The following is an 11,014-nucleotide window of genomic DNA, read 5'->3' on the forward strand; positions in this document are numbered from 1 at the left end:
ATCGACAGGGGCTCGTTGATGAAAGCCGATGGCACCAGGAGGGGCGAGCTGGCGGGTTTCCTGCGCAGCCGCCGGGAACGGCTGCGGCCCGCGATGGTGGGATTCCCCACCGGTCCGCGCCGCCGATCCCGGGGATTGCGGCGCGAGGAGGTCGCGGTGCTCGCCGGGGTGAGCCCGACCTGGTACACCTACCTGGAACAGGGGCGCGAGATCCGCCCGTCGCCGGACGTGCTCGACCGGCTCGCCCAGGCGTTGTGCCTGACCGAGGACGAGCGCCGGTACGTGCACACCCTGGCCCTGGGCCACGTCGTCGACCCGCGGCCGCTGGACGACGACGTGTCGGCGGACGAGGTGGTCCGACAGGTGGTCGCGCGGCACGACGACAGCCCTTACCCGGTGTACGCGTCGGACTGGCGGTCCGACCTGTCGGCGTGGAACCCGGCCGCGGCCGAGTGGTACGACGACTGGGGCGCGCTGCCCCGGGAAGAGCGGAACCTGCTGCGCTGGACGCTGACCTCGCCGCGGGCCAAGGCCCGCCTGGTGGACTGGGAGAGCGAGGCGAGGTACCAGGTGGCCCGGATGCGGGCCGAGAGCGCCCACCGGCTCGACGACCAGGAGTTCCGCCGTCGGGTGGCGGAGCTGGAGCGCCTCGGCGGGAGCTTCGCGCAGTGGTGGCGCGAGCGGGACGTCCGGGAGGCGCGGCCGCGGGTGCGCGGCTTCCGGCACCCCGGGCTGGGCGAGCGGTCGCTGTTGCTGGTGCCGACGCGGATGGCCGAGTCCTCCGTGACGCTCGTGTTCCACACGCCGGTGCCCGGTGCGTGACGTCGGCGCCTCCTGGTCGCCCGCTCCGCCGCACCGGACCGCCTGCGCGCCGGGGTGCGCCCGTCGACGCGTCGACGCGCCCACTGCGCCCCCTCGCGGGGTGACGCAGCGGGCCGGCAAGCCATCGGCAACCCGTATCGCGGCTATCGGGGAATCGTGCGGCATCGCCTTCCCGGTGTCCGCGTCACCGACTTTGGGTAGCGTCGCGACGGTTACCGGAGTGGCCCAGTCGGGTGTGAAGGGAGCTCGAGTGCCCCAGCGTTCCTCGTGCGCGCGCATTGAATCCCACGCACCGCACTCGCGGGTTCGGCACTTCGTCAAGTCCGGGTCGGCAATGGCGTGTGATCCACGTCACCGGCCTGTCGCGCGTCCGGTGAGAGGTCCCACGTATGGGGACGGGTCCCGGCGTATCGCGGTCCACCGCACGTCGAGCGGGCGGCGCCCTCGTGGGAGATCCCCGGGATAAACGGTCCCGGTCGGTATCCGGTGGGCGGTCCGTCGCGCTACCTCGACAAATGCGCCGCGGTGTGCGGACCGGGGAGATCGATCTCACTCACCGGTGGGCGAGGTCATCGCTCACCGGTATGTCGCCATGCATTTTTCACGATAGTCGGCGACGTTCCGGTCGTATTACCGGACGTCCGTTCGCCGTACTGGGGCATGCCCGAAAGGGGGAGCCCGGGGTGGCGAACGGACGTTCGCCGGTGGTGGAACCGGTGATGCCACCACAACTCCGGTCTAGACAGCCGGCTGGAAACCTTGAAAGTCTGTGTTCGCTTGATTGACGCCGCTGCGTCACGTCGAGCGCCGGGTGGAAAGCCCGGCCGACTGGGGATGGGGACATGAAGTGAAGGTAATTTCGCTGGTTTGAGGCGGGTCGGCTTATGGGGAGCCACCGCGTCTCACCGCTCGACGGGTCGACGGCCATAGCGGTCCGGCGGGCCGCGGTCGTCGACGGTCGAAGCGGAAATAGGGGTACGTCGATACAGGCCGGCGCGTGTTCCAGGCGTCGGCCGTGCCGCGCGGCCTCGGGAGGGTCAACTTGCGATTATCCAGGAAAGCTGGAGGGGGATAGTGAGTATGTGGCAAGCAGTTCAACTGGGGGTTGAACCATCGGACGTGTCCGATCTGTCCGATTTTTGCAATGAGCTGTTCGCTTCTCTTGGTCGTTCCGACCAACGGCGCTGGGCGGAGGTCTACGTGCGGGGTCTGCTGACCGTGCCGGGCCGCAAGTCCATCCGCCGGATTTCCGAGCAGGTCGTCGGTCGTGACGCCGACCAGTCGCTCCAGCAGTTCGTCAACCAGAGCCCGTGGGACTGGAACCAGGTGCGGCGCAGCCTGGCCGAGCAGGTCGCCCAGGCGATGCGCCCGCGGGCCTGGGTGGTGCGGGAGGTGGTGTTCCCGAAGAACGGCGGCAGCTCGGTGGGCGTCGCCCGGCAGTACGCGCCGGTCGCGGGGCGGATGCTCAACTGCCAGCGGGCCATCGGCGTGTTCCTCGCCGGTGACCACGGCAGCACGCCGGTCAACTGGCGGCTCGTCCTGCCGAAGGCGTGGGACGACGACGCCGAGCGCCGGGTGCGCAGTCGGCTGCCCGAGCAGGAGAGGTCGAAGCCGACCTGGCAGTACCTGCTCGACCTGTTCGACGAGACGATCGGCGACTGGGGGATGCCGGCGGCGCCGGTGGTGGTCGACCTGAGCAGCGATCCCGGTGCGTTCCCGCTGCTGGGCGGCCTGGAGGAACGGCGGCTGCCGTACCTCGCCCAGGTGTCGGCGGCGATGCCGGCGCTGCCGGTCAACATCGTCGGCTCCGCCGGCGGCGGGCGCACGATCGGCGAGCTGGTGGCCGCCGCCGCCAAGCGCGGGCGGACGAAGCTGTCCTGGCGCGACGAGAAGACCGGCGAGCTGGTCGGCTCGGACTTCGTCGTCACCGCCATGCCCGGGCACACGGGTCCGGTGGCCGGGCCGCACGGGCGCGGCCTGCCGAGGGTCCGGCACGTGCTGGCCGAGTGGCCGGTCGGGCACGCCAGGCCGCGATCGGTGTGGCTGACGAACCTGGGCGCGACCGGTGTCCGGGAGATGGTCGGGCTGCTGCGCGCCCGCGCGCAGGTCGAGGTGGACGTGAACCGGCTCACCGAGGAAGTCGGTCTGCGCCACTTCGAAGGACGTTCGTTCCAGGGTTGGCACCACCACGTGACCCTGGTGTCGGCCGCGCACGGTTTCCATCTGATGCGCGAGCTGGAGCGGCAGGGCTTCACCGAAGAGCGCCTGCGTCCTTACGCCTGATCCCGACGTCGGGTGGACCAACGTCGTTCCACCCCGACCTCGATCGGGGGCTTCGAGACCCCGGCGGGTTCCCGACGTACGCTGGTGACCGGAAACGGGGTCAGCCACGCCGGGCAAGGGGGTTCTCATGCGTCGCAAGTCGGCGGAAACCCGGGAGCACGTGCTCGATGTCGCGCACGAGCTGTTCTACTGGAACGGCATCCGCGCGATCGGCGTGGACCGGGTGGCCGCCGAGTCCGGCATCGGCCCGACCACCCTGTACCGGCTCTTCGCCTCCAAGGACGACCTGGTCGCCGCGTACACCGAGCGGGCGGGCGACCGTTACCGGCAGTGGTTCAGCGAAGCCACGGCCGATGACGGTCGCCACCCGCGCGACCGCATCCTGGCCGGCTTCGACGCGCTGGCCGAGCAGGTCAGGCCGGAGAACTGCCGCGGCTGCCCGTTCCTGATGGTGCTGTCCGAGTTCCCGGACCTCAACCTGCCCGCCTCGCGCGCCGCGGTGGCCACCAAGGCGTGGATGCGGTCGCGCTTCGGCGCGCTCGTGGACGACCTGGCCGCCGTCGAGCGGGTGGCGAACCCGGTCGCGCTCGCCGACCAGCTGGCGCTGGTCATGGAGGGCGTCTACGCCTCGGTGCAGGCGCTGGGCGACCAGGGGCCGGCCAAGCAGGCCCGGGCGCTGGTGGCGCTGCTGCTGCCCGGCGGGGGTCGTGGGGACGAGGTAGGTGCCGGCCGCCGTTCCGCGCAAGCGCTGTGACGTCATCGCCTGTTTTGGCTGGGCAACACCGAACCTCATACGGGTAATCCTGGGCCACGACGGGTCTCCAGTCCATGACCCGCTGTTATAACCAACGGTTGTGGACGTTCACGTCAGGGAGTTGCGCTATTTCGTCGCGGTAGCCGAGGAGCTCAGCTTCACGAGGGCGGCGAAGAACCGGCTGTTCGTCTCCCAGCCCGCCCTGAGCAAACAGATCCGGCAGCTGGAGTCGATGCTGAAGGCGACGCTGCTGGAGCGCGACCGGCGCACGGTCACGCTGACCCCGGCCGGCCGGGCGCTGCTGCCGAGGGCGCGCCAGATCGTCGAGCGGTGGGACGCGGCGGCCCGGGCGGTCGCCGAGGTCGTGGCGACCCACCAGATGACGCTGACGGTGGGTTTCCACACCAGGATCGGCCGGGGGCTGATCCCCCGGGTGACCGCGCGGCTGGACGAGGTGATGCCGGGCTGGCGGCTGCAGTTCCGGCAGGTCTCGTGGGGCGACCCGACGGTCGGGCTGGCCGGCGGCGACGTGGACGTGGCCATCGCCTGGTTACCGGTGCCCGACGACGGCACGCTGTCCTGGCGGGTGGTGAGCACCGAGGAGCGGTGGGTGGCGCTGGCGGTCGGGCACCGGCTCGCGGACGCGGGCACGGTGCCGTTCGACGACCTGGTGGACGAGCCCTTCATCGCCCTGCCGTCGGCGGCGGGCTCCCGGCGGGACTTCTGGCTCGCCGCCGAGCAGCGCCGCACGCCGCCGCGCGTCGCGGCCGAGGCCGACACCGCCGAGGAGACCTTCGAGGCGGTGGCGTCCGGGCTGGGCGTGGTGCTGCTCTCGGCGGGCAACGCGGAGGTCTACCGCCGCGACGACGTGGTCTGCCTGCCCGTCTCGGGCATCCCCCCGAGTCAGCTGGCCGTGGTGTGGCGCACCGGCGACCACCGTGAGACCGTCCGCGTGTTCGTCGAGGCGTGCCTGCGCACGTTGGGCGCCGAGGTCGAGGGGTGACCCGGCGCACAACACCCTAGTACTTCCGATAGACGGATGTCCTAGTAATCTGGTGGCAGTCGCCGATGCCGGAGGAGCCGTCGTGACCACCGACAGTCCGCTGCACACCCCTCAGCACCCCGTCCGCTTCGTGACCGCGGCCAGCCTGTTCGACGGGCACGACGCCGCGATCAACATCATGCGGCGGATCCTGCAGTCCCAGGGCGCCGAGGTCGTGCACCTCGGCCACAACCGGTCGGTGCGCGAGGTCGTCGCCGCCGCCGTGCAGGAAGACGTGCAGGGCATCGCCATCAGCGCCTACCAGGGCGGGCACGTCGAGTACTTCAGCTACCTGGTCGAGCTGCTGGCCGAACGCGGCGCGGGGCACATCAAGGTCTTCGGCGGCGGTGGCGGCGTGATCGTGCCGGAGGAGATCGAGCTGCTGCACTCGCGCGGCGTGGCGCGGATCTTCTCCCCGGCCGACGGGCAGGAGCTCGGCCTGGCCCGCATGATCAACACGATGGTGCGGGCGTGCGACGAGCCGCTGGCCGAGCGCCCGCCGTCGTCGTGGGACGGGCTGTTCACCGGCGACGAGGACGTGCTGGCCAGGGCCATCACCCTGATCGAGGCCGGTGTGCTGCCCGCGGCCGTGCGCGACCGGATGGCCCACGTCGCGGGCGAGCGCTCGGTGCCGGTGCTGGGGATCACCGGAACGGGCGGTTCGGGCAAGTCGTCGCTGACCGACGAGCTGGTCCGCCGCTTCCGGCTGGACCAGCAGGACAAGCTGCGCGTGGCGGTGCTGGCGGTCGACCCGACCCGGCGCCGCGGCGGCGGCGCGCTGCTCGGCGACCGGATCCGGATGAACTGCCTGGACGGCGACCGCGTGTTCTTCCGCTCGCTGGCGACCCGTCGGGCGGGCTCGGAGGTGCCCGACGGCCTGGGCGACGCCATCCTGGCGTGCAAGGCCGCCGGGTTCGACCTGGTCGTGGTGGAGACGCCGGGCATCGGCCAGGGCGACGCGGCGATCGTGCCGTTCGTCGACCTCTCGCTGTACGTGATGACGCCGGAGTTCGGCGCCGCGTCGCAGCTGGAGAAGATCGACATGCTGGACTTCGCGGACGCGGTGGCGATCAACAAGTTCGAGCGGCGCGGCGCGGACGACGCGCGCCGCGACGTGGCCCGCCAGCTGGTGCGCAACCGGGAGGCGTTCGGCGCGTCGTGGGAGGACATGCCGGTCTACGGCACGTCGGCGGCGACGTTCAACGACGACGGCGTGACCGCCCTGTACCAGCACCTGCGCGGCGAGCTGGCCCAGCGCGGGCTGGACGTGGCCGAGGGCGCGCTGCCGGTGGTGGCGGGCAAGGTGTCGACGGCGGCGGCGACCGTGGTGCCGCCGACGCGGGTGCGGTACCTGGCCGAGATCGCCGAGACGGTGCGCGGCTACCACCGGGCCACCGAGACGCACGTGGACGCGGTGCGGCGGGTCGCGCACCTGCGGGCGGCGCGGGCGGAGCTGGAGGGCGCCGGGCACGACACGGCGGCGATCACGTCGGTGCTGGAGTCGGCCGCGCGGCGGGTCGACGCGGTGTCGGCGGAGCTGCTGGCGTCGTGGCCCGGGGTGGTGGAGGCCTACAGCGGCGACGAGATGGTCGTGCGGGTGCGCGACCGGGAGATCCACACCAAGCTGACCCGCGAGACGCTGTCGGGCAACAAGGTGCGGCGGGTGTCGCTGCCGCGCTACGAGGACGACGGCACGCTGCTGCGGTTCCTGCGCAAGGAGAACCTGCCCGGCCACTTCCCGTACACGGCGGGGGTGTTCCCGTTCAAGCGGGACGGCGAGGACCCGGCGCGGATGTTCGCGGGCGAGGGCGACGCGTTCCGCACCAACCGCCGGTTCAAGTACCTGTCGCAGGGCTCGGAGGCGACCCGGCTCTCGACCGCGTTCGACTCGGTGACCCTGTACGGCCGCGACCCCGACACCCCGCCGGACGTCTACGGCAAGGTCGGCACCTCCGGCGTGTCCATCGCGACGCTGGACGACATGAAGGCGCTCTACGACGGCTTCGACCTGACCGCGCCCACCACGTCGGTGTCGATGACGATCAACGGTCCGGCGCCGACGATCCTCGCGTTCTTCCTCAACACGGTGGTCGACCAGCAGGTCGTCGAGTTCCGCGCCGAGCACGGCCGCGAGCCGTCCCCGGCCGAGGCGGACGAGCTGGCGGCGTGGGCGCTGTCGACCGTGCGCGGCACCGTGCAGGCCGACATCCTCAAGGAGGACCAGGGGCAGAACACCTGCATCTTCTCCACCGAGTTCTCGCTGCGGATGATGGCCGACATCCAGGAGTGGTTCATCCGGCGCAAGGTCCGCAACTTCTACTCGGTGTCGATCTCGGGCTACCACATCGCCGAGGCCGGGGCGAACCCCATCAGCCAGCTGGCGTTCACGCTGGCCAACGGGTTCACCTACGTCGAGTCGTACCTGGCGCGCGGGATGGCGATCGACGACTTCGCGCCGAACCTGTCGTTCTTCTTCTCCAACGGCATGGACGCCGAGTACAGCGTGATCGGCCGGGTGGCGCGGCGGATCTGGGCCGTCGCGATGCGCGAGCGGTACGGGGCCAACGAGCGGTCGCAGAAGTTCAAGTACCACGTCCAGACGTCCGGTCGGTCGCTGCACGCGCAGGAGATGGACTTCAACGACATCCGGACCACGCTGCAGGCGTTGTGCGCGCTCTACGACAACACCAACTCGTTGCACACCAACGCCTACGACGAGGCGGTCACCACGCCCACGGAGTCGTCGGTGCGCCGGGCGATGGCCATCCAGCTGATCATCAACAAGGAGTGGGGCCTGTCGGCGAACGAGAACCCGTTGCAGGGCTCGTTCGTAGTCGAGGAGCTGACCGACCTCGTCGAGGAGGCGGTGCTGGCCGAGTTCGACCGGCTCTCCGAGCGCGGCGGCGTGCTGGGCGCGATGGAGACCGGCTACCAGCGGGGCCGGATCCAGGACGAGTCGATGCTGTACGAGCAGCGCAAGCACGACGGCTCGCTGCCGTTGATCGGGGTGAACACGTTCCTGCCCGGCGACGGCAAGCGCGAGAACGCGACCATCGAGCTGGCGCGGGCGACGGAGGACGAGAAGCGGTCGCAGGTCGAGCGGACGCGCGCGTTCGCCGCCGCGCACGCGGCCGAGGCGGAGCCCGCGCTGCGGCGGTTGAAGGAGGCGGCGGCGTCGGGGGAGAACGTGTTCGAGGTCCTGATGGACGCCGCCCGCGTGTGCACGCTGGGTCAGATCACCGAGGCGTTCTTCGAGGTGGGTGGCCAGTACCGGCGCAACGTCTGACCCTCACCACGCCTGGCCGCCGCCCTGATGCTCGACCGGTTGTATCCAGAGCGGTGCTCCGAATCTCCTAATGGGTGAACCCATAAGGAGTAGCAGGGGCGGTGAGGTCCGATGAAGTGGTGGACCGGAGGGGCGTTCGCGATCCTGGCGTGCGCGGTGGCGGTCGGCTGCGCCGACGAGCCCGGGCGGTCGGTGTCCGGGCAGGTCACCGCGGGCCGGCCGGAGGGGTCGGCGGACCCGGCCGCGCCCGTCGAACCCGGGCCGACCACCGGGACGCGGGCGGGGGCGCCGCGGTCGGACACCGAGCCCGCGCCCACCGCGCGCACGCGGGAGGAGACGGAGCTGCCCGGCGTGCCCGGCAGTCCCGTCACCTACGACGTCACCATCTTCTACGCCTTCCCGCCGGACGAGGTGCGGCGGAAGATCGAGGTCCAGTTGGCGCCGCAGCTGCCGGCGCACTGCCGGCCGGACCTGTGCGGGATCACCTTCGAGGTCGAGCCGCGGGAGGGCGGGGACTGCGTCACGTCGACCTCCCCGCTCACCGTGTACCCCGGTGGCGTCATCACCATCGTCCTCGGGGCGCCGTGCCCGGGGACCACGCCTTCGGAGGCGTCGTCCGAGCCTCCCGCGGACCCCACCGCCGACAGCACGGCGGAGTCGACGCCCGCGACCACCACGGGCAGCGGGCCGTGACCACCGCGACCGCCCGCCGGGCCGCCGCCCCGCCGACGGCGCCCGACCCGGCCGAGTCGCGGACCGGGCCGGCGCGGGCGTTGCGGATCGTGGCGTCCGTGGTCGCGAACACGACCCTGCTCACCGCCCTGCTGTACTTCTTCGGCCTGGTGGCCACGCAGGTGTTCTTCGACCACTTCCGGGTGCACTACACGCTGCTCGGCCAGACCTCCGACGAGATCCTGGCGCGCGGCGCGGACGGGCTGTTCATGCCGCTGGCGGGCACCGCGATCGCCGTCCTGGCCGGCACCTTCCTGGCCCGCTACCTGCGCTCCCGGCTGTCCGCGCGGAGGTGGGCGGCGCTCCTGCGGGTCTGCGCGCCGGTCGCCGCCGTGCTCGGCCTCGTGCTGCTCGCGGTGACGGTGCCGATCACCGTCGACCCGGAGCCGTTCCACGGCTACCCGGGCCTGCCCGGGTTGGGGTTCGCGCTCGGCATCGTGCTGCTGGCGTTCGCCTGGCGGCGGTGGAGCGTCACCGGCGGCCGCGGCCGCAAGGGCGCGGGCTTCGGCGTCGTGGAGTCGGTGGCGGCGTTCCTGCTGGCCAGCATCGGCCTGTTCTGGGCCGTCGGCGACTACTCGGCCTCGGTCGGCACGCGGCGCGGGTTCGAGGTCGAGGCGCGGATACCGGACATGCCCGCTGTGGTCGTCTACAGCGCGGAGAGCCTGAACCTGACCGGAGGCGGTGTGCGCCAGGTCGCCTGCGGGCAGTCCGGCACCGCGTACCAGTACCGCTACGACGGCCTGAAGCTGCTCCTGCAGTCCGGTGGCCAGTACGTGTTCGTGCCCGCGACGTGGCGGACGTCCTCCGGCACGGCGTTCGTCGTGCCGCGCACCGACTCGCTGCGCCTGGAGTTCGGCCCGCCGGGCAGCACCCCGCCGCCGTCCTGCTGACCCGGCGGCTCACCGGCTGGAGGAGCGCACCACCAGCCTGGTCGGCAGGAACGCGGGGGCCGGCGTCCCGCCGCCGTGCACCATGGTCAGCACGGCCCGTGCCGCGGCCACCCCGATGCCCGCCTTGTCCTGCGCCAGCGTGGTCAGCGGCGGGTCGACCAGGGCGGCCAGCTCGATGTCGTCGAACCCCACCACGGCCAGCTCCTCCGGCACCCTCAACCCGGCGTGCCGGGCCGCCAGCAACGCGCCGACGGCCATCTCGTCGCTCGCGCAGAACACCGCCGTCGGCGGCTCGGGCAGCGCGATCAGCGACCGCATCGCCGCCTGGCCGCTCGGTCGGTAGAAGTCGCCCTCCACCACGTACTCCGGCGGCACCGCCAGCCCTTCCCCGGCCATCGCCGCCCGGAAGCCGTCCAGCCGGTCCACCGCCGGGCGGTTGGCCCGCGGCCCGGTGACGGTGGCGATCCGGCGGTGCCCCGCGCCGACCAGGTGCCGCACCGCCATCGCCGCGCCGCCGACGTTGTCCGACGTCACGTAGGTCGCGCGCGGCCCGTCGACGTCCACGTCCACCGCCACGCACGGCAACCCGGACTGGGCGAACGCGGTGAACGCCGAGGCGTCCGACCCGCTGTCGATGAGCACCAGCCCGCCCAGGTGGTGCCGCCGGGTCATGTTCACGTACGCCACCGGGTCCGCCAGCGACGCGCCGACCGCCCGCAGCGCCGCCGACCCGCTCGTGGCGAGCATCAGCAGGTGGTAGCCGTGCGCGCTCAGCGCCGACTTCAACCCGATCAGCAGCTCCTGCAGGTACGGGTGCCGCCAGCCCGGCCGGCGGTGGTCGGTGTCCCACACCAGGCCGATCAGCCCGGACCGCTTGGTGGCCAGCGCGCGGGCCGACTCGTTGGGCCGGTAGTCGAGCTCGCGGGCCACCCGCTCCACCACTTCGCGCTTTTCCTTGCTGACCGTCAGCGGCTGGTTGAAAACGCGGGAAACGGTCGCCACCGACACCCCGCACAACTGGGCGATCTCGCGGATCGTGGGCATCTCCCGCCCTTTCTTTGTAACCGGTTTCAGCCGCTCCGGCAGTGCCTTCTGACCAGGGTGGACACGGTATCACCTGCGGAAACGCCGAAGCCCGGAAACAGCCAGGTTATCGCTTCGTTACTTGACGGTGTCGCGGCCCGGGGCTGTCATGTACACCACAC

General features: G+C 71.8%; 8 protein-coding genes. 7 read left to right on the forward strand and 1 reads right to left on the reverse strand.

All coding sequences use genetic code 11. From position 1 onward, the window contains the following. The first annotated feature begins 18 nt into the window (after positions 1 to 18). The 7 genes from IOD16_RS15370 (at position 19) to IOD16_RS15400 (ending at position 9,809) form a co-directional block, all read left to right on the forward strand. On the forward strand, positions 19 to 822 hold the full coding sequence (locus IOD16_RS15370; protein WP_201440609.1) for a helix-turn-helix transcriptional regulator: 804 nt from the start codon (positions 19 to 21) through the stop codon (positions 820 to 822). Between the two features lie 1,080 nt (positions 823 to 1,902). Next, complete coding sequence (locus IOD16_RS15375) at positions 1,903 to 3,105, forward strand: IS701 family transposase (protein ID WP_268957713.1); 1,203 nt, start codon at positions 1,903 to 1,905, stop codon at positions 3,103 to 3,105. A 127-nt stretch (positions 3,106 to 3,232) separates the two neighbouring features. Further along, entirely contained in the window at positions 3,233 to 3,859 is a 627-nt protein-coding gene (locus IOD16_RS15380; protein WP_123741388.1) for a TetR/AcrR family transcriptional regulator, read from the forward strand. Positions 3,860 to 3,959: 100 nt separating this feature from the next. After that, a complete protein-coding gene (locus IOD16_RS15385) occupies positions 3,960 to 4,862 on the forward strand; it encodes a LysR family transcriptional regulator (RefSeq protein WP_236595000.1) in 903 nt (300 codons plus the stop codon). Positions 4,863 to 4,944: 82 nt separating this feature from the next. Then, positions 4,945 to 8,187, forward strand: a complete 3,243-nt coding sequence (gene icmF / locus IOD16_RS15390; RefSeq protein ID WP_201440611.1) for a fused isobutyryl-CoA mutase/GTPase IcmF — start codon at positions 4,945 to 4,947, stop codon at positions 8,185 to 8,187. Between the two features lie 111 nt (positions 8,188 to 8,298). Next, positions 8,299 to 8,880, forward strand: coding sequence for a hypothetical protein (locus IOD16_RS15395; RefSeq protein WP_201440612.1), 582 nt, complete (start codon positions 8,299 to 8,301; stop codon positions 8,878 to 8,880). Continuing rightward, positions 8,877 to 9,809 carry a hypothetical protein gene (locus IOD16_RS15400; RefSeq protein ID WP_236595001.1) on the forward strand — a complete coding sequence of 311 codons (933 nt, stop codon included), beginning with the start codon at positions 8,877 to 8,879 and terminating at the stop codon, positions 9,807 to 9,809. Before IOD16_RS15395 ends, IOD16_RS15400 begins: the two co-directional genes overlap by 4 nt. Before the next feature lie 9 nt (positions 9,810 to 9,818). On the opposite strand, the gene IOD16_RS15405 is transcribed toward IOD16_RS15400, so the two are convergent. Next, a complete protein-coding gene (locus IOD16_RS15405) occupies positions 9,819 to 10,853 on the reverse strand; it encodes a LacI family DNA-binding transcriptional regulator (protein WP_123741391.1) in 1,035 nt (344 codons plus the stop codon). Positions 10,854 to 11,014 lie beyond the last annotated feature (161 nt).

Origin of the sequence: Saccharothrix sp. 6-C (assembly GCF_016695385.1) — a bacterium.
Lineage (GTDB): Bacteria > Actinomycetota > Actinomycetes > Mycobacteriales > Pseudonocardiaceae > Actinosynnema > Actinosynnema texasense.